This is a genomic window from Cricetibacter osteomyelitidis, from assembly GCF_004340985.1.
Classification (GTDB): domain Bacteria; phylum Pseudomonadota; class Gammaproteobacteria; order Enterobacterales; family Pasteurellaceae; genus Cricetibacter; species Cricetibacter osteomyelitidis.
This window is the reverse complement of sequence record NZ_SLYB01000026.1, coordinates 1-24118: the sequence shown is the minus strand read 5'-3', so window position 1 is coordinate 24118 and position 24118 is coordinate 1. Positions and strand designations below refer to the sequence as shown.

At 40.4% G+C, this 24118-nt stretch carries 18 protein-coding genes and 3 pseudogenes; 13 read left to right on the top strand and 8 right to left on the bottom strand.

All coding sequences use genetic code 11. The features are described 5' to 3' along the window. Nucleotides 1–6: 6 nt before the first annotated feature. The 4 genes from EDC44_RS10340 to EDC44_RS10325 are packed head-to-tail and all read left to right on the top strand — an operon-like array spanning nucleotide 7 to nucleotide 4700. Nucleotides 7–837 carry a transketolase gene (locus EDC44_RS10340; protein WP_131978450.1) on the top strand — a complete coding sequence of 277 codons (831 nt, stop codon included), beginning with the start codon at nucleotides 7–9 and terminating at the stop codon, nucleotides 835–837. Next, nucleotides 830–1762, top strand: coding sequence for a transketolase family protein (locus tag EDC44_RS10335; RefSeq protein WP_131978447.1), 933 nt, complete (start codon nucleotides 830–832; stop codon nucleotides 1760–1762). Before EDC44_RS10340 ends, EDC44_RS10335 begins: the two co-directional genes overlap by 8 nt. Before the next feature lie 14 nt (nucleotides 1763–1776). After that, on the top strand, nucleotides 1777–3261 hold the full coding sequence (locus EDC44_RS10330; RefSeq protein WP_131978444.1) for an FGGY family carbohydrate kinase: 1485 nt from the start codon (nucleotides 1777–1779) through the stop codon (nucleotides 3259–3261). 20 nt (nucleotides 3262–3281) lie between these two features. Beyond that, on the top strand, nucleotides 3282–4700 hold the full coding sequence (locus tag EDC44_RS10325) for an L-fucose/L-arabinose isomerase family protein (protein WP_131978441.1): 1419 nt from the start codon (nucleotides 3282–3284) through the stop codon (nucleotides 4698–4700). A 52-nt stretch (nucleotides 4701–4752) separates the two neighbouring features. On the opposite strand, the pseudogene EDC44_RS13255 reads toward EDC44_RS10325, so the two are convergent. The 5 genes and pseudogenes from EDC44_RS13255 to xylF form a co-directional block, all read right to left on the bottom strand. Further along, nucleotides 4753–4971 (bottom strand): annotated as a pseudogene (locus EDC44_RS13255) (RbsD/FucU domain-containing protein); the annotation flags it as partial. Between the two features lie 132 nt (nucleotides 4972–5103). Next, nucleotides 5104–6270, bottom strand: coding sequence for a XylR family transcriptional regulator (locus EDC44_RS10315; protein WP_131978435.1), 1167 nt, complete (start codon nucleotides 6268–6270; stop codon nucleotides 5104–5106). Nucleotides 6271–6458: 188 nt separating this feature from the next. After that, nucleotides 6459–7586, bottom strand: a complete 1128-nt coding sequence (locus tag EDC44_RS10310; protein ID WP_131978432.1) for a sugar ABC transporter permease — start codon at nucleotides 7584–7586, stop codon at nucleotides 6459–6461. Nucleotides 7587–7589: 3 nt separating this feature from the next. Continuing rightward, nucleotides 7590–9104, bottom strand: a complete 1515-nt coding sequence (gene xylG / locus EDC44_RS10305; protein ID WP_131978429.1) for a D-xylose ABC transporter ATP-binding protein — start codon at nucleotides 9102–9104, stop codon at nucleotides 7590–7592. 62 nt (nucleotides 9105–9166) lie between these two features. After that, nucleotides 9167–10165 (bottom strand): D-xylose ABC transporter substrate-binding protein, encoded by a 999-nt coding sequence (gene xylF, locus EDC44_RS10300; protein WP_131978426.1) that lies wholly within the window; start codon nucleotides 10163–10165, stop codon nucleotides 9167–9169. 342 nt (nucleotides 10166–10507) lie between these two features. Between xylF and EDC44_RS10295 the strand changes: the two genes are divergently transcribed. From EDC44_RS10295 to EDC44_RS10280, 4 genes are all read left to right on the top strand, one after another. Next, the gene (locus EDC44_RS10295) at nucleotides 10508–11101 is read left to right on the top strand and encodes a CDP-alcohol phosphatidyltransferase family protein (protein WP_131978423.1); all 594 of its coding nucleotides are present in this window, start codon (nucleotides 10508–10510) and stop codon (nucleotides 11099–11101) included. A gap of 30 nt (nucleotides 11102–11131) precedes the next feature. After that, nucleotides 11132–12877: a bifunctional alpha/beta hydrolase/class I SAM-dependent methyltransferase gene (locus EDC44_RS10290; RefSeq protein ID WP_131978420.1), complete on the top strand. Its 1746-nt coding sequence runs from the start codon at nucleotides 11132–11134 to the stop codon at nucleotides 12875–12877. An 84-nt stretch (nucleotides 12878–12961) separates the two neighbouring features. Further along, complete coding sequence (locus EDC44_RS10285) at nucleotides 12962–13402, top strand: dual specificity protein phosphatase family protein (RefSeq protein ID WP_131978417.1); 441 nt, start codon at nucleotides 12962–12964, stop codon at nucleotides 13400–13402. A 25-nt stretch (nucleotides 13403–13427) separates the two neighbouring features. After that, entirely contained in the window at nucleotides 13428–13793 is a 366-nt protein-coding gene (locus tag EDC44_RS10280; protein WP_131978414.1) for a hypothetical protein, read from the top strand. A 91-nt stretch (nucleotides 13794–13884) separates the two neighbouring features. On the opposite strand, the gene nhaC is transcribed toward EDC44_RS10280, so the two are convergent. After that, on the bottom strand, nucleotides 13885–15288 hold the full coding sequence (gene nhaC / locus EDC44_RS10275) for a Na+/H+ antiporter NhaC (RefSeq protein WP_131978411.1): 1404 nt from the start codon (nucleotides 15286–15288) through the stop codon (nucleotides 13885–13887). 3 nt (nucleotides 15289–15291) lie between these two features. Next, nucleotides 15292–16476, bottom strand: coding sequence for a MalY/PatB family protein (locus tag EDC44_RS10270; RefSeq protein ID WP_131978408.1), 1185 nt, complete (start codon nucleotides 16474–16476; stop codon nucleotides 15292–15294). Nucleotides 16477–16699: 223 nt separating this feature from the next. Between EDC44_RS10270 and xylA the strand changes: the two genes are divergently transcribed. The 5 genes and pseudogenes from xylA (at nucleotide 16700) to EDC44_RS10250 (ending at nucleotide 23832) form a co-directional block, all read left to right on the top strand. After that, the gene (gene xylA, locus EDC44_RS10265) at nucleotides 16700–18019 is read left to right on the top strand and encodes a xylose isomerase (protein ID WP_131978405.1); all 1320 of its coding nucleotides are present in this window, start codon (nucleotides 16700–16702) and stop codon (nucleotides 18017–18019) included. 124 nt (nucleotides 18020–18143) lie between these two features. Beyond that, the gene (gene xylB, locus EDC44_RS10260) at nucleotides 18144–19589 is read left to right on the top strand and encodes a xylulokinase (RefSeq protein WP_131978402.1); all 1446 of its coding nucleotides are present in this window, start codon (nucleotides 18144–18146) and stop codon (nucleotides 19587–19589) included. A 297-nt stretch (nucleotides 19590–19886) separates the two neighbouring features. Continuing rightward, nucleotides 19887–20018 (top strand): annotated as a pseudogene (locus EDC44_RS13425) (ESPR domain-containing protein); the annotation flags it as partial. Between the two features lie 282 nt (nucleotides 20019–20300). Continuing rightward, nucleotides 20301–22586 (top strand): YadA family autotransporter adhesin, encoded by a 2286-nt coding sequence (locus EDC44_RS10255; RefSeq protein ID WP_243647940.1) that lies wholly within the window; start codon nucleotides 20301–20303, stop codon nucleotides 22584–22586. A gap of 109 nt (nucleotides 22587–22695) precedes the next feature. After that, nucleotides 22696–23832, top strand: a complete 1137-nt coding sequence (locus EDC44_RS10250) for a DUF2827 family protein (protein WP_131978396.1) — start codon at nucleotides 22696–22698, stop codon at nucleotides 23830–23832. 127 nt (nucleotides 23833–23959) lie between these two features. Here the strand turns inward: EDC44_RS10250 and EDC44_RS10245 are convergent. After that, a pseudogene (locus EDC44_RS10245) lies at nucleotides 23960–24118 on the bottom strand (IS481 family transposase); the annotation flags it as partial.

Sequence of the window (24118 nt, the reverse complement as noted above, 5' to 3'; positions counted from 1 at the left end):
GGTAAAATGAATCCATATAATTTATCCTATGAAGAACTAGAGAAAAAAGCAAAAGCTATTCGTAGAAAAATCATTGTGTTAAATGCAAATAGTCCGGCTGGTGGGCATACCGGTGCAGATTTATCCCAAGTTGAATTAGTGACTTCACTTTATTTCAGAATTTTAAATTGTGCACCGGATCGCTTAACTGATCCTGAGCGTGATATTTATATTCAATCAAAAGGACACGCAGCCGGTGGTTACTACTGTTGTTTAGCAGAGGCCGGATATATTCCGGAAGATTGGTTATCGACTTATCAACACGCTGATTCTAAATTACCGGGACATCCTGTTAAACATAAAACCCCCGGTGTTGAATTAAATACCGGTGCATTAGGTCACGGATTACCGGTTGCCGTAGGTTTAGCGATTGCGGCTAAAAAATCAGGTAGCAAACGTAAAATCTATGTCGTCACCGGTGACGGTGAATTAGGAGAAGGCAGTAACTGGGAAGCTGCTTTGGCTGCCGCACAATATAAATTAGATAATTTAGTTATTATCAATGATAAAAATAAACTGCAATTAGCGGGCTTTACTAAAGATATTTTAAATAATGATCCATTAGATGAAAAATGGAAAGCATTTGGAATGGAAGTCCACGAATGTAATGGGAACGATATCCGTTCGGTAGTCGATACCTTAGAAAGCCTACAGCCAAATGGTAAACCACATGTCGTTATAGCCCATACAACCAAAGGTGCTGGGGTTTCATTTATTGAAGGAAAACCGGAGTGGCATCATAGAGTACCAAAAGGTGATGAAGTCGAATCAGCATTAGAGGAGTTAAAAGATGAGTAACGCAGAACATCTAGCCAACATTATGGTAGAACGCTTTATAAGTGCGGTTAAAAACGGCGTAGATTTAGTGCCGGTTGTTGCGGACTCTACTTCTACTGCAAAAATTATTCCGTTTATTAAAGCATTTCCGGATCGTCTCGTAAACGTTGGTATTGCTGAGCAAACTCTTGTGGGTTGTGCGGCCGGTCTGGCATTAGGCGGTAAAGTTGCAGTAACCTGTAATGCCGCACCATTCTTGGTGTCTCGAGCCAATGAACAAGTTAAAGTGGATATTTGTTATAACAATACCAATGTAAAATTATTTGGCTTAAATTCCGGTGCGAGCTATGGTCCATTAGCAAGTACACACCATAGTATTGATGATATCAGTATTATGCGTGGTTTTGGCAATATTGAAATCTATGCACCGTCCAGTCCAAATGAATGCCGCCAAATTATCGATTATGCCATTCAGCACGTAGGCCCGGTATATATTCGTTTAGACGGTAAAGAATTACCAGAAATTCATAGTGCGGATTATAAATTTGAGCCCGGCAAAATTGATGTATTAAAAAAAGGAAAAAATGTTGCACTTATCGCAATGGGTTCTACCGTACATGAAATTGTTACCGCAGCTGAATTACTTGCTGAAAAAGGTATTAATGTGACAGTGCTCAATATTCCATCCATTCGCCCATGTGATACCCAACAATTATTTGAAGCAATAAAAAATATGCAAAATGTTATCACTGTTGAAGAACATAATATCAATGGCGGTTTAGGTAGCCTTGTTGCAGAAGTGATTGCGGAACATGGTGCTGCGATTAAATTAAAACGCTTAGGTATCCCTGATGGTGGTTATGCATTAGCCGCCGATAGAAAAACTCTACGTAAACATCACGGTTTTGATGCTGCAAGTATTGCTGACTTAGTATCGTCATTGTAATCAAGGAGTTAAAAATGGGAACGCCTTTTATTATTGCTATTGACGAAGGAACAACCAATGCCAAAGCTGTTGCTGTAGGAATTGACGGTCATATATTGGCAAAAGGTTCCGTTCCCGTCACATTAACACACCCGCAACCGGGATGGGCTGAGCAAGATCCGATAACGATTTGGCAAGCCACCGAAAGTGCGGTCAAAAATTGCCTAAAATCACAAAATATTTCTGATGTAAAAGGTATTGCTATCAGCAATCAACGTGAGTCAGTAGTCGCATGGGAACGTAAAACAGGAAAACCGTTATCACTATTAATCAGCTGGCAATGTCGCCGAAGTGAACAATTATGTCAAGAGATCGCCAAGCAACCTCAAGCAGCCAACCGGATTCATACTTTAACCGGTATGGTATTAGATCCTCTTTATCCTGCTTCTAAAATTAAATGGCTACTTAATTCTATTGAAAATGGATTTGAACGTGCCGTAAATGGGGAAATTTGTATCGGTACGGTAGATGTTTGGCTCGTTTGGCAATTAACTAATGGTGAATCTTTTGTAACGGATTACTCTAATGCTTCTCGCTACCAGCTCTTAAATATTCACACTGCTCAATGGGACTCTGAATTATTAAATATCTTTGGTATTCCTGCTCAATGCTTACCTGAAATATTGCCTTCGAGCCAACAGCGTGGTGTAACCAAAAACTGTGATAGCTTAGCAAATGATATTCCTGTGCTATCACAAGCGGGCGACTCTCATGCCGCGCTATATGGTCAAGGCGGTTTTAATGACGGTGTCGTTAAAGCTACTTACGGCACCGGTAGTTCCTTAATGACCAAAACCGACACCCTACCAAATGCTGATTTTGGTGTTGGTACAACGGTTGCCTGGCACGACGGCACTTTAAGTTTGGCATTAGAAGGTAATATTACTCATACCGGTTCTGCACTAAGTTTTGTGAGCAAATTGTTAGGTGTGGATAATGTGGAGATCTTAAGCCGATGGGCACAGTCTGTTGAAAGTAATCACGGTGTTTATTTTGTTCCTGCCTTAGCGGGTTTAGGAGCTCCACACTGGGATACTCAAGCCAGAGGCATAATTTGCGGTTTAACGGATTCAGTTACACCGCAAATAATTGCCCGTGCAGCAATGGAATCGGTAGTGTATCAAGTGGCGGATCTGTTTTTTGCAATGGAACAAACCTTAAATAAAAAATTAGATACCCTTTCCGTTGATGGCGGACCGACCAAAAACCATTGGTTAATGCAGTTACAAGCGGATGTATTACAACGCACCATTGTGTGCAGTCAAGTAACGGAAGTCTCCGCATTAGGAGCAGCATATTTAGCAGGTAAAGCGTTGGGTTGGTGGGAAACTCATCAGCAATTATCTGACTTGCCAAGGGAGGTTAAAGTCATTATGCCAAATCCGAAATCAAAAATAATCGAGCAAAATTATCAAGCTTGGAAATTAGCTGTAAAACGAGCAAGATTTCAAACAAATTAAATTAACTGGAGTGAACTATTATGAAAAAAAATCTTGAACAAATGACTATTGCCGTATTAATTGGTAATCGTGGTTTTTTTCCCAGCTATTTAGTGGGCGATGCAAAACGTGATGCTGAACGTATTTTTAATGAATTAAATATTAAAACGATCATGCTGAGCGAAAAAGATACTAATTATGGTGGAATTCAAACTTATCAGGATGCAAAAATTGCCGCTGAATTATTAAAAAAACATCGTGATGAAATTCAAGGCATTGTCATATTATTACCAAATTTTGGTGATGAAAAAGCACTTTCTCACGCAATTCGTTTATCTGGTGTTAATGTTCCGGTACTAGTACAAGCCGAAGATGATGAATTACATAAAATGGGATTGGCTACTCGCCGTGATAGCTTCTGCGGTAAAATTTCTTTATGTAATAATTTCCGTCAATTTAATATTCCTTTCACGTTAACAACACAACATACTTGCGCATTAACAAGTGATGTATTTAAACAGGATCTCCTCTCTTTTATTTCTGTATGCCGTGTTGTTTATGCCATTAAAGGATGTCGCATTGGAGCGATTGGCGCACGCCCGAGCGGCTTTAATACTGTTCGTTATAGCGAAAAACTATTAGAACGCTTAGGTGTTTCTGTTGAAACTATTGATTTATCAGAGATCTTTGCCGTAGTAAACAGCTTACCTAACGACGATTTACGTATCGCTGAAAAATTACAATTATTGAAAAATAATGCGGATACTTCTGCAATTCCGGAAGATAAATTATTAATGATGTCTAAATTATTTGTCGTGATTAGCCAATGGATTATCGAAAATGATATTGATACCACCGCAATTCAGTGTTGGACATCATTACAAAATACGCTAGGTGTCAATGTATGCTCTATTATGAGTGTAATGTCCGGTCAATTAATGCCTAGTGCCTGTGAAGTTGATGTAATGGGCGCATTATCAATGTATGCTCTTTCAATAGCTTCAATGAAACCGGCATCAATTGCAGACTGGAATAATAATTTTGGTGACGATAGAGATAAATGTGTTATGTTCCATTGTGGTAACTACGCAACAGAAGAGTTACATAATCCATTCATGAGTACCGCAGATATTATTGGTACTACCGTAGGTTGTGAAAATACTTGTGGTGCAATTAATGGGCGAATGAAATCGGGGCAACTCACCTATTTCCGTTTATCTACCGATGATTTTGAAGGTAAAATCAAAGCCTATGTCGGTGAGGGTAAATTTGTTGATGATGAATTAGATACTGTAGGTTGTCGAGCAGTTATTCAAGTAAAAGATCTTGAAGGTTTACTTGCTTACATTTGTAATAATGGTTTTGAACACCACGTTGCCATGAACCATTCATCTACCGCCAGAATCTTAAATGAAACATTTACAAAATACTTAGGTATTGAATGTTATCAGCATAAATAAAATTATCTTAGATAATATAAAAGACCTGTTGCTAAAATAGGTCTTTTTAAATTTAAAAAGGTACGCCGGAATACAAAATAATATTTGCATAAGGTGAGCATTCACCGCTGCGTATAATAGCTTTATTATTTATTGTTTGTAATTTAAATTCCGTATGAGGAACATAATCAATAATAATATGATTATCTTGTTCTTGCTCCAATAAACTTAAACGCGTTAAAAGTGCGGTATAAATTTCAGGATTTTTCTCTTTTATTTCCTCTGCCAATACGGCATCAAATGTTTGTAAAAATCTATCTGTCAAATTTATTAAAATTAATATAGTTAAATTATTAAATAAATTATAAAGTAAAGAAGGAATTAGCAAATTTTGAAAAATTTCACCGCACTTTATTTGATGTACTTAATATTTATCCCTAAATTCTTTTGGTGTTTGCTCAAGTTCTTTCTTAAAGACTGAATAAAAATATTGTAATGACGGATAGCCGCAGACATCTGCAATCTCTTGAATAGGTAAATCGGTTTGAAGTAAAAGATTTTTCGCCCGATTAATTTTTTCTTCGTGAATGACCTGATGAATCGTTTTATTCATTTCGGACTTAAAACGACTCTCCAAATTAGAACGAGAAGTACGCAAATGATCCAAGACTTGCTCCACTTTAATACCGTGGCAAGCACGATGTCGAATAAAATGCATGGCCTGAATAACAAGCGGATCGTGTAAAGAACGATAATCTGTAGAACTGCGTTCTACAACGCCTTGCGGTGAAATTAATATCGGTTTATGGTTAATCGGTAAATTAGAAAATACCCGATGTAATAATTTCGCAGCCTGATAACCGATTTCTTGTGTACTCTGTGTCACAGAAGAGAGCGAGACACGCGATAAATATTGAATTAATTCTTCATTATCTATACCAATAACACAAAGCTGTTCCGGTACGGGAATATTCAGTTCTTCGCAAATACTGAGCAGGTGTCTTGCTCGAGCATCGGTCACAGCGATAATGCCGGTATGTTCGGGCAGTGTTTTCAGCCATTCACCCAACTGTTGTTGAGATTGCAGCCAGTTATCCGCTGTCATTTTGCCACTTTTATAAATATGTCCTTGGTATTCATGCTGTTGCATTAAATCCCCGAATGCTGCTTGACGTTCATTAGACCAATGTTTTTCTTGCTCTGTCGCTATACCATAAAAAGCAAAATTGGAAATGCCTTTATTTTTCAAATGTAAAAATGCCGCTTCTACTAAGGCATAATTATCTGTTGCTACATAGGGTAAATTAGGATAAAAATCCGGATTTTGATAAGAACCTCCCACGCCAACAATGGGAATATTAACATTTTGCAGTAATTTGACCGTTTTTAAATCATCAAAATCAGCGATAATACCGTCGATAAACAAACTTTCAATAGTATCTTGATGGTAAACAAAATCATCTTCCATAAAAATATTCCAAGCACATTGCGAAGCTTGTATATATTGTCCAATGCCTTCTACCACGCCACGATCATAGACTTTGTTTGCATTAAAAAGCAGAGCAACGCAGTAGTTTTTTTGTTCCGCCATTAGCCGTTCTCCATTGCTGTGATGAGCAGCCATTATAGCAAAATCCCGAAATATATTGAAACTTGTAGGGACAATGTATTGCGTTGCCCTTTATGAAATTTACCATAATTTCAATTTGATGAAACATTGGCATTCAAGACGTTAAGGACAAGGCGTTGTCTTGTCCCTACGATGGATATTTTTAAAATTTATGCTTTTTTCTTGCTTATAGTATCCGCCCATACGGCTAACAATAAGATGGCACCTTTTACAATATATTGCCAGAAAGTCGGAACATCCAGCATACTCATTCCATTGTCTAATAATGCGATAATAAACGCCCCGACAATCACACCGTACACACTACCGATACCGCCGGCCAAACTTGCACCGCCAATAACACAGGCTGCAATGGCATCCAATTCGGCATTTTGACCGGCTGACGGCGCTCCGGCACCAAGACGGGCACTTAAGATTAAACCGGCAATAGCAACCATTAACCCATTGATTGAGAAAATAATCAGTTTGGTTTTTTCTACATTGATACCGGATAATCTTGCCGCGTCAATATTACCGCCGATTGCATAAATATGGCGACCAAATGCCGTTTTACGGGCAATAAACATACCAATAACAGCTAATACGCAAAGGATTAAGACCGGCACCGGAATACCGCGATAATCATTTAGTAAATAGATTGCACCTAATACTAAAATAGCAAAAATACCGTATTTGAACGCTTCCTTACTTGCTGTTGGTACAGTTAAATTCAAATTCTTACGGGCTTTGCGTTGATAGCTATTCCATAACACAAAACCACAAATTGCAATAATACCGATAATCATTCCGGCAGTATCAGGCAAGTAACCTTGACCGATTAATGTCATATCGGAACTGATTGGCGAAACCGTTGTACCGTTTGTCATACCGATTAATGCGCCACGAAATGCGAGTAGCCCTGCTAAAGTCACAATAAATGACGGCACTTTGCGATAAGCAACCCACCAGCCGGACCATGCACCCAATGCCAAACCTAATGCTAATGTAACGATGACGGTCAAGGATAACGGCCAATTCCACCATACATTTGAAATCGCGGCAAAACCACCGAGCAAGCCCATCATCGAACCGACGGACAAATCAATCTCTGCAGAAATAATTACAAATACCATACCAATGGCAAGAATACCGGTAATTGATGTTTGACGTAATAAATTTGAGATATTTCTTGCACTTAAATATGCTCCGTCTGTTGCAAATGAGAAAAATAACATAATTACCGCAATGGCAATAAACATTATATAAACTTGCAAATTAATTGATTTTAACTTTGACATAGATTACTCCTTAAGTGCAGCTTCCATCACTTGCTCTTGCGTTAAATTGTTATTGATTAAATCTGCTTTGATTTTGCCTTGGTGCATCACTAAAATCCGATCACTAATACCTAAAACTTCCGGTAATTCGGATGAAATCACAATGATGGCAATACCTTCCTGCGCTAATTGATTGATCAATTTATAAATTTCATATTTGGCACCGACATCAATCCCCCGTGTCGGCTCGTCTAAAATCAATACTTTCGGTTCAAGTAATAAACATTTTGCCAAAATCGCCTTCTGCTGATTACCGCCGCTAAGCCGTCCGATAGCTAATTCCGGTGACGATGTTTTCACTTTTAATTTTTCAATGGATTGTTGAATAATAATTTCTTCCAACGGTTCATTAATGACTTGTTTGGAAAAACAATATTGTTGCAATGATGATAAAGTGATGTTTTTTCCTACCCCCATAATCGGCACAATACCGTGTTTCTTGCGGTCTTCAGGCACCATCACGATTTTATTCTCTATGGCTTGAGCACAATTTTTAATGCGTACCGCTTGATTGTGAATAAAAATATCACCTTGGTATTTTCCGATATAAGAACCGAATAAACATTGTGCCAATTCGGTACGTCCGGAGCCGACCAATCCCGCAATACCTAAAATCTCACCGGCGTGTACAATGAAACTCGCATTATCAACCCGTTTAATATGTGTATTCACCGGATGCCACGCGGTAATATGTTCCGCTCTTAATACTTCTTCACCGATTTGATGTTCTTCATGCGGATATAATGAAGTAATTTCTCGCCCTACCATCATGGTAATAATATCGTCTTCGCTCATACCCGCTGCATCACGGGTGCCGATATGTTCACCGTCTCGAATCACGCAAATACGATCTGAAATGGCTTTTACTTCATTTAATTTATGGGAAATATAAACGCAGGCAATATTATGTGCTTTAAGATCTTTAATCAGATTTAATAAAATGCCGGTTTCTTTTTCGGTTAATGAGGCCGTCGGCTCATCCAGAATTAATAAACGCACCTGCTTACTTAAAGCTTTGGCAATTTCCACGAGTTGTTGTTGACCTAAGCCTAACTCGCCGACAATTGTATTAGGATCAACATCTAACTGAACTTGTCGTAATAAAGTTTGGCAACGTAGATACATTTCGTTGTCATCGGTAATCCCCGATTTAGTGATTTCATTACCGAGATACATATTTTGCAGCACCGACATATTCTTCACTAAGGCTAATTCTTGGTGAATGATCGCAATACCTTTTTCTTCCGTATCTTTAATATTATTGGCAATGAGTTTTTCATCGGAAAAATAAATTTCACCGCTATAATCACCGGCCGGATAAATACCGCATAACACTTTCATTAACGTGGATTTACCCGATCCGTTTTCACCGCAAAGGGATAATATCTCACCGGCTTCAAGTTCAATGGAAATATTATTAAGTGCGGTCACATCACCGAATTTTTTGGTGATATTATTCATTTTCAATAGTTGAGCCATAAACTATACTCCTTGAAAAATAAGTGAGTAAAGTAGGGCGGAAAGTAATCCGCCCCTTGCTATTATTGATATACTGCTTCTTTGGTATGGAAACCGTCTTTAATTACGGTTTCATCAATATTTTCTTTAGTGACCGCAATCGGATCAAGTAAGTATGCCGGTACATCTTTGAAACCGTTATTCAATACGGCATTCGATTCCGCTTTCTCATCTTTTGCTAATTCCACAGCAATTTGAGCCGCTTTATCGGCTAACGCAGAGATCGGTTTGTACACAGTCATTGTTTGTGAACCTTCAACAATACGTTTAATACCTGCCAAGTCCGCATCTTGCCCCGAAATAGCCACTTTACCGGATAAACCTTGTGCACTTAACGCTTGAATCGCACCGCCTGCGGTCGCATCGTTAGAGGCAACGACCGCATCGATATTATTTTTATTTGCCGTTAATGCGTTTTCCATAATTTGTAACGCTTTTTCTGCTAACCAAGAATCAACCCATTGGTCGCCTACCACTTTAATTTTGCCACTATCAATTAACGGTTGTAATACTTTCATTTGCCCTTTACGGAATAACTTAGCATTGTTATCCACCGGTGAACCGCCCATCAAGAAATAATTTCCTTCCGGTTTCACGGCTACAATACTTTCTGCTTGTAACTCACCGACTTTTTCATTATCGAAAGAAACATAGAAATCCAAATCTGCGTTATTAATCAAACGGTCATAAGCCAAGACTTTAATACCTTCACGTTTGGCTTCTGCAATGACGTTACTTAATGCTTCGCCATTGAACGGAATGATAACTAACACATCAACACCGCGATTGATCATATTTTCAATTTGAGATACTTGGGTTTGATCGTTACCGTTAGCTGATTGCACAAATACTTTTGCTCCCAATGCTTCCGCTTTATTCACAAAAATATCACGGTCTTTTTGCCATCTTTCCAAACGTAAATCATCAATGGACATACCGATGGTCAAATCCTTTGCAGAAACCGCATTGCTGAAAACCATTAATGCGGCAGCTACGGAAAGTAAAGCAGTTTTAATTTTCATAAGAACACCTCAATAATTATTTAGGTTGAAGGAATAGAGTGAAAATGACTCTGAAGATAGTTTTATCCATATAAGCAAAGAAATTCAATTATCAGATTTGTCAATGGCATTACGTTTTTTGTTTTTTGTGAACTACCGCACATTAACCAATAATCTTAATCAATAAATCAAATAACATAAAAAAGTGCGGTGGATTTTTACAAAAATTCACCGCACTTTCGACCGTCGCAAGATTAAGATAGGTGCACATCTTACTCTCTTGAATTCAAGTTATATATTTTATTTTGTTACTTTTTGGAGTAAATTATTGGTTACTCGACATCATATTATAAGGTATCAATCATGAGTATTTATGCTCTGAAACCGAAATTTCAAAATTTACTCCGACCAATAGCGAACATGCTTGATAAACGAGGCATCTCGGCAAACAAAGTAACATTATTCGCCTTTTGGGTTTCTCTGTTTATCGGTATTTTCTTATCTCTCTTTTCTTTTCAATACTCTCTTTTCTGGCTTCTTCCGTTTTGGCTGTTTTTACGCATGGCATTCAACGCGATTGACGGAATGCTCGCACGTGAATTTCATTGGAAATCGCCGCTTGGCGGTTATTTAAACGAAATTACCGATGTGGTTGCCGATGCCGCTATTTATCTGCCTTTCGCCTTTATTGCACCTTTTAACGGCTTTCAAATCGGTTTATTTATTTTTCTCTCGGCAATGACGGAATTTTGCGGTGTACTCGGGCAAGCCCACGGTAACGGGCGACGTTATGACGGTCCATTCGGCAAAAGCGATCGTGCCTTTTTTATCGGCGTACTTGCTTTGTGGTATGCGATTTTCGGGCAGTTCCACTTTATTTTCGGCATTATTATGTGGCTTGCTTGTTTAGCATTAATCCTCACTTGTTATAAACGCGTGAAAAACGGTTTGGCATAGTTTGAAATAACTTTAAAAAGGAACATTCAAATGCAAATAGCACAAGAAAAACATTTTACTACTGCAGACGGTACACAACTGTTTTATCGTTATCGTCCGGCAAAAGACGGCAGCCAAGATAAAGCGATTATCTTGTTCCACCGTGGGCACGAGCATTCTGGACGCATGATGTTTATTGCCGATGAGCTTGAATTTGATGATTTTGCCTATTTTGCGTGGGACGCACGCGGACACGGAATGAGCCCGGGCGAGCGCGGCGATAGCCCGAGCCTTGGTATGTCGGTTTCCGATATTCAGGATTTTATGCAACATATCAATGCAGAATACGGCATTCAAACGGAAAATATCGCGGTAATTGCCCAAAGTGTCGGCGCAGTGTTGGTTTCTACTTGGTTACACGATTATGCTCCGAAGATTCGCTGTGCCGTGCTTGCTTCGCCTGCATTTAAGGTCAAACTTTATGTGCCCTTTGCACGAGAAGGCTTGAGATTAATGTACAAATTGCGCGGTAATTTCTTTGTCAACAGCTACGTTAAAGCCCACTATTTAACCCACAATAAAGTCCGTCAAGAGAGTTATAACAGCGATCCGCTTATCGCGCGCGCCATTTCGGTGCGGATTTTATTGGGCTTGTATGATGCGGCGGATCGCGTGGTTGCCGATGCACAAGCCATTACCACCCCAATTCAGCTTTTAATTTCGGGCAGCGATTGGGTGGTGCACCACAAACCGCAACACGATTTCTATAACCGCTTAGGCAGCCATATTAAAGAACGCCATGTACTGAAAGGTTTTTATCACGACACACTAGGTGAAGAAAATCGGGAAGTTGCCTTTAAAGAAATGTGTCGTTTTATTCGTGAACGTTTCAATCAGCCGTGGCAAAGAGTCGATGTTTCCAATGCACATATCCACAGCCAAAGCCGCATTGAAGCGGACGAGTTGGCAACACCGCTTTCACCCTTTAGCCCGAGAGGCGCGTTTTGGGCAAGTTACCGTTGGCTGATGAAACTGGGCGCAAATTGGAGTGAAGGCTTAAAAATCGGTAAAGAAACGGGTTACGATTCCGGTTCGACACTGGATTATGTTTACCGTAACAAACCGCAAGGCACGAACAAATTCGGCGTAATGGTGGATAAAAATTATCTCAACGCTATCGGCTGGCGCGGTATTCGTCAACGTAAAGTGAATATCGGCAAAGCGATTCGCCTGGCAATGGAAAAATTACGTTCACAAGGCAAACCGGTGCATGTCTTAGATATTGCCTCCGGTCACGGGCGTTATGTGTTAGATGCATTAACCGCAGACAGCCTGCCGGATTCGGTACGTCTGCGCGATTACAGCCCGATTAACGTGGAAGCAGGACGTAAATTGATTGCCGAACGCAATTTACAAGAGACGGTTTCGTTTAATGAGGTCAATGCTTACGATCGCGCAAATTATCAAGATCTGGATCCAAAGCCGACCTTAGGCATTGTTTCAGGCTTGCACGAACTGTTCGCCGATAACGATTTGATTTTAAACTCCCTTTACGGTTTTGGCGATGCAATCAAGCAAGGCGGTTATTTAATTTACACCGGACAGCCGTGGCATCCGCAGTTAGAGCTTATCGCCCGTTGTTTAACCAGCCACAAAGAGGGCAGTCCGGATTGGGTCATGCGCCGTCGTAGCCAGCAGGAAATGGATCAGCTTGTCGAAAAAGCGGGCTTTGAGAAAATTCACCAATGGATTGATGAAGACGGTATTTTCACCGTGAGCCTTGCGGTGAAAAAATGATGAGATTGCCTTATCGTCTAAGCGGCTTAATTGCCGTCGGGATTTTGTTTTATGCCAGCTACGGCTTAAGTAATTGGAATCGGCGTGTGGCTTAATATCGCCTTTTGGCTGAAAGGCAAAGCAAAAGTAATGGAAATCAAAAACGGCGTGTTTATCGGCAGTGTTACGCAAGCCCATAAATTTGCTACAGTAGTGGATTTGTGCGCGGAATATCCTTGTCGCAAGCCGCCCACGAATTATCAAGTCGTACCAATGTTGGATATGGTCACCCCCGATGTGCAAGATCTAGTGCAAGGTGCGATAAGAGTGGAACAACTTCGCCAAGAGCAAACACCGCTGCTGGTCTGTTGTGCCTTGGGTTATGGGAGAAGTGCGGCGGTGATGTTGGTGTGGCTGGCGGTTTTCGGCGGTTGTGAAAATTTATCCCAAGCGGTCACACAATTGCGCACCAAACGCCCGAATATTGTGTTACCTTTAGAGACGGAGCAAGCCGTGCTTTCAGCCATTGCTCATTTGCAAAATTAACTAACCGCCTGTAAGAGGAGGAAATATGCTCGCTCATGCCCGTGTTACCGCAAATCTACTTGCAACCGCCCGTTATATCGGCATTGCCAATATCGTCTTTTTCGTGCTGGCAACAAAATTCGGCGGTGGGTTATTGCCGTTTCAAATTCTGATAGCCAGTACCTTGTTATACCTGCACGTCCGCGTTTATTTCGACCAACAATTGTTCGTCGATTTAGCCTATCACCATTTAACCACAGAAGAGTTGGATCGCTCGTTAGATGAACTTAATTTGAAAAAATCCCTTGGAAACCGACCGCTTGAAGAGCGTGTCGAAGGTGCGCTTCGCTTGTGGCGGTACACCGTTTATGCTACGGGTGCGCAGATTTTGCTTTTCTTTTTGCAATCTTAAGAAATTAAGGAGTGGTTATGAAACAGTTGATTAAAAAGCCGTTAGCATAAAGCAGCCCTTGATGGGCTGCTGACGGGTTCTCAATAAAAAACTATTTTAATTTTGCGATACCAATACCGGTTATCCCCCAAATCATGGCAAAGACAATTCCACTCCAGCATAAAATTGCCCAAGGTAAGTAAGATAATGTGGCGACACCTAATGTTCCTGCCATATAAGCACCGGCTGCCGTCCAAGGCAGGATTGGTTCAATAATCGTAGCGGAATCTTCCGCTGTACGACTTAGATTTTTAGGATGCAACCCACGTCCGATATAGGCATCACGTAACATTTCTCCCGGAATTAAGATCGAAATCTGACCGTTACAAGTTACGCCAATCATGGTTAAACCACATAAAATTGTTGTAAAAATCAACGATGCCGTTGAGCGAACTAATTTAAGAAGATGTGTAATGATGACTTCCAATGCACCGCTTAAAGACAGAATACCGGCAAAAGACAAGGCACAGAAACAGATAAGTAAGGTTCCCATCATCGCATTCATACCGCCCCGATTGAGTAATCTGGCAAGATCAGCACTGACGTGGATATCTTGCGGTAACATCGAAACATTAAAACCATTCACGGCACTATTAATCACATCGTGGAGCGAAAAGCCTTGGATCACCACGGCATTTAGCATGGCAATACTTGCGGATAACAACATAACCGGAATCGTCGGTTTTTTAGTTATTGAACCCCATAACACGATAATGACCGGAATGACCAAAAAGAACACATTAAAGTGATAAATTTGCTCCAACCCGTTGAGCATATTCACGACTTTTTCCGGCGTGGCAACATGATGGAAGTCTCCGTTCATGCCATAAATCACATAAACGATTGCCGCCAGTATAAATGAAGGTAAAGTGGTATAGAGCAAATGGGCGATATGTTCATAAAGATCTACACCCGCAGCGGCAGAAGCGATATTTGTCGTATCGGATAACGGCGATAATTTATCACCAAAATACGCCCCTGCGACGACTGCACCGGCGGTGGCGGAAAGATTGGCATCCAACCCCATTGCAACACCCATAAAAGCAACGCCGACCGTGCCGGCAGAACCCCAAGATGTGCCCGTACAAACTGAAACAATAGCAGTAAGAATTAACGCGGTAATATAGATATATTGCGGATCGATAATGGCTAAACCGTAATAAATCATCATCGGAATCGTGCCACCGGCGATCCAGGTTCCAATTAATAATCCCACAGTAATCAGGATTAAAAGTGCGGGCATAGTTTTGGCAATTTTTGCAGATACTGCCTCCAGTATTTGCTCATAGTTATAGCCCAGGTATTTTACTAAGAAGCCTGCGAAAATACAGGAAATCACCATTAAAGGCTCCGGTGGTAAATCAAATAAAGCATAGCCGAATCCAAGCAGGAACAACATAACCAATATTGGCGATAAGGCTTCTGATAATGTCGGTTTACGAATGTTAGCGTTCATTATTTAACCCTCTTGTTGATATAAAATAAGACCTTCTTTAATACGTACTAAACAATCTTTGAGCTGTGATCGTGGTAAAGCGATATTCATCCTGAAAAAACACCGCACTTCACCAAAATCCGAGCCCCAGGACATTTCCACTTTAGCTTGATGAAGTAAACATTGTTTCAGTTTTTCTTCACTAATATTCAATTTTTCATAGTTAATCCATAATAAATAGGTTCCTGCACTTTGTGTCACTTCTAACTGCGGTAATGCTTGCGTAAAAAAATCTCGTACGAATGCTTTATTTCCCTGAATATAATGTTTCAGATTTTCAAGCCAGAGATCACAATTCTTATAAGCAAATTCAATAGCATGAACGCCAAAGAAGTTAGGATTGTGCATACCCAATTGAAGCATGATTTGCTGAAATTTCTGCCGAACAGATGAGTTATGAATAATTAAATTCGCTATCTCTAGTCCGGGAATATTGAAACTTTTTGCCGGTGATGTACAAATAATAGAATGATTTCTTACATAATCACTGCCATCGGAAATAAACAAATGAGGTTGCCCGGAAAAATCAAAATCCGCATGAACATCATCCGAAATAATGAAAACCTGATATTTTTCCGCAAGCATTGAAATTTTACGTAAATTCTCTTTTGACCACACCGTACCCGTCGGGTTATGCGGAGAAATTAAAATAAATGTTTTCGCTGCCTGAAAACATTGCGCTAATCTTTCAAAGTCAATGTGATATTGTTTATTTTTATAAATAAGTTCGCATTTTTCTACTTGTCTATTATTTAACGTAATGCTATTAAAAATAGGTGAGTAAGATGGCGTAAGAATACAAACAGAATCTTTTTTCTTCGTGAAATACTGAATATAAATAGAAACGGCTTGAATGATTCTCGGACAGAAAACAATATCTTCATAATCTGTTTGGTATTGGTAATGGCGTAGCAGGTATTGTTGAATCGTTTGATAATAATCATTGGGTAAAATACTGTAGCCATAAATCCCCAACTTATTTTGCTTATGTAAATATTCTACTAATTGAGGTGGGGCGCTAAAGTCCATATCCGCAACAGATAAAGGCGTAAGGTCATTCACACCATAGCGATTCTGACTATCCCATTTGGCACTGAGCGTGTTTGTCCGGTCAATAATTTGATCGAAAATGCAAGATGGTTGCAACATAGACATTTTCCTTAATAGATCAACTCATTATCAATTTAAAGGATAAAGTTATCCGGTTTAAATTATTAAATTTCATTATTCCATTACGTTTTTTGTTTTTTGTGATGTAACTCACAATAAACAATAATCTTAATCATTAAATCAAATAACATAATTGCACCATGGTTTGTTTTAGGAAATAATTTGTACGAAACTGATTTAAACCAAGTAAGGAGAAATGATTATGGCAGGGTATTTCGACAAAATTGAAAATGTACGATATGAAGGTGCTGATTCGACGAATCCATTTGCATATAAACATTACAATCCAAATGAAATTATCTTAGGCAAAACCATGGCGGAACATTTACGCCTGGCGGTGTGTTATTGGCATACTTTCTGTTGGAACGGGAACGATATGTTTGGCGTGGGATCGCTGGATCGCAGTTGGCAAAAGCATTCTGATCCACTTGCAGGCGCAAAACAGAAAGCAGATATTGCCTTTGAATTCTTGCAAAAACTCGGTGTACCTTATTATTGTTTTCATGATGTGGATATTGCTCCCGAAGGCAATAACATCACAGAATATATTAGCAATTTCAATACTATTGTAGATATTTTAGAGAAAAAACAAGCCGAAACCGGTGTGAAATTATTATGGGGAACGGCAAACTGTTTTACCAATCCACGCTATATGTCGGGTGCTTCGACCAATCCGAATCCTGAGGTATTTGCCTGGGCAGCCACACAGGTATTCCATGCGATGAACGCTACTCAGCGTTTAGGCGGAGAAAACTATGTATTATGGGGCGGTCGGGAAGGTTATGAGACCTTGTTAAATACGGATTTAAAACGTGAACGTGAGCAAATCGGTCGCTTTATGCAAATGGTAGTGGAACACAAACATAAAATCGGCTTTAAGGGTACATTATTGATCGAACCGAAACCGCAAGAGCCGACCAAACACCAATATGATTATGATGTAGCAACCGTATATGGTTTCTTAAAACAATTCGGTCTAGAAAAAGAAATCAAAGTGAATATCGAGGCAAACCATGCCACCCTTGCAGGTCATACCTTCCAACACGAAATTGCAACGGCATGTGCCTTAGATATTTTCGGTTCTATCGATGCCAACCGCGGTGATCCGCAATTAGGTTGGGATACAGACCAATTCCCGAATAGTGTGGAAGAAAATACGTTGGTGATGTATGAAATCTTAAAACATGGCGGTTTTACCACAGGTGGTTTTAACTTTGATGCTAAAATCCGTCGCCAAAGTATTGATCCATATGATTTATTCCACGGTCATATCGGCGCAATTGACGTATTGGCGTTATCCTTGAAAAACGCAGCGAAAATGATTGAGAGTGAAACATTAAACCACCTTGTTGAACAACGTTATGCCGGTTGGAATGGGGACTTAGGTAAACAAATCCTCAATGGTACGGCAAGCCTTGAAAGTCTGGCGCAAATGGTTGAACAACAAAAACTTGATCCAAAACCGGTTTCAGGTCAGCAGGAATACTTAGAAAATCTGGTCAACAGCTATATTTATAAATAGTATTCTCCTAGGGTCTGTTGATAATTGTTTATTAACAGACCCTAAAGTGCGGTATGTTTTTCCGGTGTTTTTAAAACACAGAAAATATTGACCGCACTTTTCACCTTTTATGCAAGGAGCAATTATGTATATCGGTATCGATCTCGGCACCTCCGGTGTGAAAGTCGTGTTACTTAATGACGAACAACAACTCATCGCAACGACCCAACAATCTCTTCCTATTTCCCGTCCGCAGCCGCTTTGGTCTGAACAAGATCCGAAAGCATGGTGGAATACAACCAATGCAGCAATACTGCAACTGGCTTGCGAACATAACTTAAAATCCGTCAAAGCAATCGGTTTAACCGGACAAATGCACGGTGCTACCTTGTTAGATAATCAAGATCATGTTTTATCTCCGGCCATTTTATGGAATGATGGCCGTAGTTTTACCGAATGTGCAGAATTAGAACAACTCGTTCCCCGCTCTCGTGAAATCACAGGTAATTTAATGATGCCCGGTTTTACTGCACCGAAATTAAAATGGGTTGCCAAACATCAGCCACAAATTTTTGAGAAGGTTGCAAAAGTCTTATTGCCAAAAGATTATTTACGTTTATTAATGACCGGGGAATATGCCTCCGATATGTCGGATGCATCAGGCACCATGTGGCTGGATGTTACAAAACGAGATTGGAACGACGAGTTGCTTAATGCCTGTCAACTAAGTCGTGAACATATGCCGAAATTATTTGAAGGCAATCAAATCACCGGCTATCTGCGAGCAGATATTGCCAAACAATGGCAAATAAATGAAGTACCGGTGGTTGCCGGTGGCGGTGATAATGCGGCGGGAGCAATTGGTATCGGCTTATCTCAACCCGGGCAAGGAATGCTTTCTTTAGGCACATCCGGCGTATATTTCGTTGTTGCGGATCAGTTTTATGCCAACTCACAAAAGGCAGTACATAGTTTTTGCCACGCCTTACCGAACCGCTGGCATTTAATGTCGGTGATATTAAGTGCGGCATCAGCAGTGGATTGGGCGGTAAAATCGCTTGGTTTTAATGATGTTAAATCCTTATTCGGTGAAATTGAAAAAAGTGCGGTCGATTCCGAGGCAGTTTTTCTACCTTATTTATCCGGTGAACGTACGCCACATAATGACCCTTTGGCGAAAGGCGTATTCTGGGGATTAACCCATCGTGATAATCAAATCACTATGGCGAAAGCAGTGGTTGAAGGCGTGAGTTTTGCCTTGGCACAAGGTATTGATGTCTTGCATGAAACCGGTGTACAAGCTGAAAATATCGCATTAATTGGCGGCGGGGCTAAAAGTGCCTATTGGCGACAGCTCCTTGCCGATATTAGCGGACAAACATTGGAATATCGCCGTGGTGGCGATGTAGGACCGGCATTGGGTGCAGCAAAACTGGCACAAATTGCCTTACACCCAAATGAAAATCTCGCCAATTTCTGTCAACCATTAACTTTAGAAGCCGTTTATCAACCGAATTTACAACGTTTTGAAATGTATCAGGAAAAACGGCAGAAATTTAGCGAGATTTATCAACGATTGAAGGGGATTTGATTTATCGAAAAATGAGCTGGATTTAAAAACTGAGAAAGTGTACTAAATTAATCAGGATGTCATTTTTAAGGTGTAATAGACAAAATGTGGGATTTTTGTCTATTACACCTTTTTATTTTGGAATAATTTAGGATAAATAGTCAACATATCTCATTGATTATTAATAACTTTTAGATTATTTTATACAGGTTAGTCGTGGGAGTTGTCGTATCACTGACTGACTCAAGCCGCTATACTCAGATCTAGGAGTAAATTAGCATAATTATAATCAACTATTTATCTAGATAAGAATATATTATGAATAAAATCTTCAAAGTTATTTTTAATCACATTACGCAAACATGGGTCGTTGTATCGGAACTTAGCCGTAGCAAAGGTAAGACAACATCATCAGTCAATCAAAAATCATCGATCACTAAAGAAAAAACGGCTGTACTTAGTTCGGCAACATTAGTACTAATGTTAGCTAGTGCTAATGCACTAGCTGGAATTAGTATTAGTTCAACCACTACTGATAAGAAAGGAAACACGACTGTAAATTCTGCAGGTGCAACAGGAGACTGGGATAATATTGCTATAGGTGAGGGGGCAACAACATCTGCGACAGGAAGCTCTATTGGTATTGGTAAAAATGCCAATACTCAAGGCCCGGATAATATAGCAATTGGTTCCAACGCGAAAACTGAAGGAGGTGGTTCCGTTGGTATTGGTTTGAAAGCAAAAGCTAAACAGCATGGTGTAGCAATAGGTCAGTCTGCAGAAGTAAATGCAGTTGGAGGGATTGCTCTAGGGAGAAATGCTTTATCAGCTCATGAAGGGGCTGTTGCGCTAGGGAATTTCTCAAACACAACTGCAAAAAATCAAATTTCTGTTGGTAGTCCTGCTAGGAATTATACATATTACGACGGTTCGACCAAAAAAATGGCAGAATTAAAACGTAAAATTGCTTATGTTGCTAATGCTGACTTAAATGCAACGTCCAATGAAGCAGTAACAGGGCAGCAACTTTTTCAAACGAATCAAAATGTAAGTACCGCTCAATCAACAGCAAATAGTGCTTCAGCAGCCGCTTCAGCAGCACAAACAACAGCAAATAATGCTTCAACAGCAGCCTCAACAGCGCAATCAACGGCAATGGCTGCATCAACCGCAGCCTCAACAGCTAAATCAACAGCAACGGCTGCATCAACAACAGCCTCAGCAGCGCAATCAACGGCAATGGCTGCATCAACAACAGCCTCAACAGCGCAATCAACGGCAACGGCTGCATCAACAACAGCCTCAACAGCGCAATCAACGGCAACGGCTGCATCAACAACGGCCTCAACAGCTAAATCAACGGCAATAGTTGCATCAACAGCAGCTTCAACAGCGCAATTAACAGCAACTAATGCTTCAACGGCTGCCTCAACGGCTCAATCAACAGCAATGGCAGCATCAACTGCAGCAATATCAGCTAAAAGCACGGCAGATACAGCATTAAGCACTGCAAATGACACTCGTCAACGCACTTATACTTTTAAAGTAGCTAATAGTGAAACAGAAGCTACTATGTCAGCAGAACAGGCGAAACAGTGGGAAATGACGAAAAATGGCGAAATTACGTTTGCAGCAACTTCTGATCTTTCTGTATCAACGGATGGAAACAGTAAAATTATTTATGGCTTATCCGCAGCCGCAAAATCATCTATTTCTGCTGCAAGCACCGCCGCCAAGACAGTAACGGACAAGTTGACGGAGATCAATTCAGCTGTATCCGATGCTAAACAAGCCGCCACCAGTGCAGCTTCTTCCGCAAATTCAGCAAGCACCTTAGCGAGTAGTGCAGCCTCTTCCGCAAGTTCAGCGAGCACCTCAGAAAGTAATGCGGCTTCTTCTGCAACCGTAGCGAGTAACTCAGCTAGCAGCGCAGCTTCTTCTGCAACCGCAGCAAGTAACTCAGCAAGCAATGCTGCTTCTTCTGCAACCGCAGCAAGTAGCTCTGCAAGCAATGCAGAATCTTCCGCAACCGCAGCAACTAGCTCTGCAAGTAATGCGTCTTCTTCTGCAACCGCAGCAAGTAGCTCTGCAAGCAGTGCAGAATCTTCCGCAACGGCAGCAAGTAGCTCTGCAAGCAATGCATCTTCTTCCGCAACAGAAGCAAGTAGCTCTGCAAGCAATGCAGAATCTTCTGCAACACAAGCAAGTAGCTCTGCAAGCAGTGCAGAATCTTCCGCAACACAAGCAAGTAGCTCTGCGAGTAGTGCAGAATCTTCCGCAACAGCAGCAAGTAGTTCTGCAAGTAGTGCGAAAGATACGCTACAAAAAATTGAAGATTCCGGTTTGATTAGCCCTGATGGTAAAACTGCATTTGCCGCGGACAATTCTGAGAATGATGATAGTTCGAAAATCACAGGCAAAAATGGTTCAGCTCTAGGTTATGGTGCGGAAGCTGCGGCGGAAAATACTACGGCGCTTGGTAATAAGGCGAAAGCAACGGGCACTAATGCTACTGCGGTTGGTCAGAAATCAAAAGCAAGTGGGCAAAAATCGACAGCGATTGGTGAAAATGCGCAAGCAACCGCGGATAATTCGGTAGCACTTGGGGCAGACTCCATCGCTAATGAAGCGGATACGGTTTCGGTTGGTCGTGTTGGCAAAGAACGTCGGGTTACTAATGTTGCACCGGGTGTAAGTGGAACGGATGCGGTTAATATGAGCCAATTAAACGAAGTGAAAGGTAGTGTCGAGTCGGTACGCAGAGATTTACGTAAGACTGACAAGAAATTACGTGCCGGTATTGCCGGCGTAACCGCAATGGCAAATATTCCGCAAGTTACTCAAGCGGGTGCGAATTTAGTCGGGGTCGGCGTAGGTAGCTATAAAGATGAAAGTGCGGTAGCTGTTGGTTACTCGAAGCTCAGTGATAATAATAAAGTGATTATCAAAATGAGCGGTGGAGCCAATAGTCGTGGCGATGTTAACTTTGGTGCCGGTATTGGTTATCAATGGAAATAATATGTAATTAATAGTTTAAGATCATCAAAATAACTTGGTGATCTTTTTATTTTTAGCAAAAATAAACTAATGTACAGTGATTTGAAGTGGAATGTAATAGGACGGAAATATGCGTAAATATAAAATAGGTATTACTCTTAACTTGGAGACAACAATTCCGGATATCTGGTCAAATGGCGCGCATCAGAATGTGGTTTTTCTTTACCAGCTCTTTAAGCTATCAACTATTGTGGAAGAGGTAATTCTTGTTTCTTGGGGACCGGAAAAACGCACAACACCACCAGAAGGCTTTATGTTGGACGGGTTGGATCTGAAATTTGCTTATATTGACGATGTGATTGATGAGTTAGATGTGTTGATCGAAGGAACTATCAGTATTGAACCCCATCAGGTAGAACGAATGCATCGTCATAATGGTAAGGTAGTATGCTATAAAATGGGTAATGATTTTGTTACAGATGTAGAAAATTTTCTATTTGATAGACCTGCCGGTCGGATATTTAATGGTGCATTGTTTGATGCAATTTGGCTTATTCCGCAAAATGAAAATACCTGTAGTGCTTATTTTTCGATAATGTATCGTTGTGAATCTTATGTTGTACCTGCAATTTGGTCGCCATTATTTTGCGATAAGGTGATCGCTAAAATTAAAAATCAATATAACTTAACCTTTGGTTATCAGCCGAACACGACGGAAAAAGGTAAGAGGGTTGCTTGTTTTGAGCCGAATCTGATTATGACTAAAACCAGCTTTATTCCGACACTAATTTGTGAACAGGCATACCGTACTGATCCGAGCAAACTTAAACACTTCTATGCCTGCAATACTTATGATAAGCGCAATAATCCGACTTTCTTTAATTTTATCGGGCGAACGGATATTGTGCGAGATAATGTGATGACCGTTGAAGGGCGTTATCAAATGCCGGACTTTTTAAGTCGTTATGTGGATATTGTGTTAAGCCATCAGTGGGAGAGTGGTCTGAATTATGCTTATAATGATGCGCTCTATGGCGGTTATCCGTTTATTCATAATTCTAAATTGTTACCAAAAGGAGTCGGTTACTATTACGATCAATTTGATGCCTTTGATGGGGCAAAAGTGCTGCTTGATGTGATCGAAAATCATGATAAACAGCATGATGCTTATGTAAAACGGGCAAATGAATACTTGGATTCGTTATTGCCAACGAATCCGGTAAATATTTATCGCTATGAAAAAGAAATCAAGCGATTGTTCGAATGATAGCAAGTAATCAGTAGATTCATATTTAGAGGACACTATAATGGTCTGAGACGTATAAGCCGAATTATATGTATAAGATCAAACCTAATCTGACAGTCCCCTATTTAGAAGTTAGGTGTCTGTCAGATTAATTTGAGCCTAAATTCTTTTCTGCCCAAATTCGTTTTCCATCAAGTAATGTATCCATCGGTGTTCTTCCGCAACACATTTTACCTTGATGAGTTCGACGAAGATTATAATACACCAACCATTCATCTAAATCTGCTTGAAGCTGCGTTAAATCCGT

What these genes read in the sequence shown, in the direction of transcription:
- EDC44_RS10340 (WP_131978450.1), top strand. Translation starts at nt 7, where the DNA reads ATGAATCCATATAATTTATCCTATGAAGAACTAGAGAAAAAAGCAAAA.
- EDC44_RS10335 (WP_131978447.1), top strand. Translation starts at nt 830, where the DNA reads ATGAGTAACGCAGAACATCTAGCCAACATTATGGTAGAACGCTTTATA.
- EDC44_RS10330 (WP_131978444.1), top strand. Translation starts at nt 1,777, where the DNA reads ATGGGAACGCCTTTTATTATTGCTATTGACGAAGGAACAACCAATGCC.
- EDC44_RS10325 (WP_131978441.1), top strand. Translation starts at nt 3,282, where the DNA reads ATGAAAAAAAATCTTGAACAAATGACTATTGCCGTATTAATTGGTAAT.
- EDC44_RS10315 (WP_131978435.1), bottom strand. Translation starts at nt 6,270, where the DNA reads ATGGCGGAACAAAAAAACTACTGCGTTGCTCTGCTTTTTAATGCAAAC.
- EDC44_RS10310 (WP_131978432.1), bottom strand. Translation starts at nt 7,586, where the DNA reads ATGTCAAAGTTAAAATCAATTAATTTGCAAGTTTATATAATGTTTATT.
- xylG (WP_131978429.1), bottom strand. Translation starts at nt 9,104, where the DNA reads ATGGCTCAACTATTGAAAATGAATAATATCACCAAAAAATTCGGTGAT.
- xylF (WP_131978426.1), bottom strand. Translation starts at nt 10,165, where the DNA reads ATGAAAATTAAAACTGCTTTACTTTCCGTAGCTGCCGCATTAATGGTT.
- EDC44_RS10295 (WP_131978423.1), top strand. Translation starts at nt 10,508, where the DNA reads ATGAGTATTTATGCTCTGAAACCGAAATTTCAAAATTTACTCCGACCA.
- EDC44_RS10290 (WP_131978420.1), top strand. Translation starts at nt 11,132, where the DNA reads ATGCAAATAGCACAAGAAAAACATTTTACTACTGCAGACGGTACACAA.
- EDC44_RS10280 (WP_131978414.1), top strand. Translation starts at nt 13,428, where the DNA reads ATGCTCGCTCATGCCCGTGTTACCGCAAATCTACTTGCAACCGCCCGT.
- nhaC (WP_131978411.1), bottom strand. Translation starts at nt 15,288, where the DNA reads ATGAACGCTAACATTCGTAAACCGACATTATCAGAAGCCTTATCGCCA.
- EDC44_RS10270 (WP_131978408.1), bottom strand. Translation starts at nt 16,476, where the DNA reads ATGTTGCAACCATCTTGCATTTTCGATCAAATTATTGACCGGACAAAC.
- xylA (WP_131978405.1), top strand. Translation starts at nt 16,700, where the DNA reads ATGGCAGGGTATTTCGACAAAATTGAAAATGTACGATATGAAGGTGCT.
- xylB (WP_131978402.1), top strand. Translation starts at nt 18,144, where the DNA reads ATGTATATCGGTATCGATCTCGGCACCTCCGGTGTGAAAGTCGTGTTA.
- EDC44_RS10250 (WP_131978396.1), top strand. Translation starts at nt 22,696, where the DNA reads ATGCGTAAATATAAAATAGGTATTACTCTTAACTTGGAGACAACAATT.